This is a genomic window from Oleiphilus sp. HI0086, from assembly GCF_001635225.1.
Window position 1 is genome coordinate 1 of record NZ_LWFZ01000380.1, and the last position, 714, is coordinate 714.

The window sequence follows — 714 nt, forward strand, 5'->3', positions numbered from 1 at the left end:
CATGAGTGGCTCATCACCCACCTCTTCAGGCAAGCTATCGGCTAACACTTCTCGACACTCTGTAGATGGAATTGATGCACCGTACCCTCTGCTGACGATACCAGGCTGATAGCCTCTTTCCTGAAGCGCTTGCACCAAGTATGCAACCAATGGTGACTTTCCAGTCCCGCCGAGCGTAATATTGCCAACCACTATAATGGGTAAACTGGAACGATATGAGGTCTTAAAACCTAAGCGGTATAGCCATGCCCGTATGACCAAAATAAGCATATAGATAAGTGACAGTGGTGCCAGCAGGTATAGCCAAGCAGCACCTTGGTACCAAGCATCGGTTATGCTCGTTGAAGCAGCACGTTGCTGATCCTGACTAGGCATCGTCCGCCAGGTTCATATTGTAAAGTTTGGCGTACTCACCATTTGCAGCCAGAAGTGATTGATGTGTTCCCTGCTCGATTACACGACCTTGGTCCATCACTACAATTTTATCTGCATTTTCTACAGTCGATAGGCGATGCGCGATCACAATTGTTGTACGTCCCTCCATCAATACCTCCAACTCACCTTGAATAGCTTTTTCTGACTCTGTATCCAGGGCTGAGGTCGCCTCATCGAGAATCAACACTGGCGCATCTTTCAGCAAGGCTCGTGCAATAGCGATACGTTGACGCTGCCCACCGGACAACGAGACACCGTTATCGCCAAGCTCTGTATCAA

Annotated in this window: 2 protein-coding genes; both read right to left on the reverse strand. The window is 48.9% G+C overall.

Going from position 1 to position 714, the window contains the following annotated elements; genetic code table 11:
* On the reverse strand, positions 1 to 375 hold a 375-nt coding region (locus tag A3756_RS04785), incomplete at its 3' end, for a tetraacyldisaccharide 4'-kinase (RefSeq protein ID WP_197481173.1).
* Positions 368 to 714: ATP-binding cassette domain-containing protein (locus tag A3756_RS04790; protein ID WP_156490274.1), on the reverse strand; the 347-nt coding region annotated here is incomplete at its 5' end. The genes A3756_RS04790 and A3756_RS04785, both read right to left, overlap by 8 nt.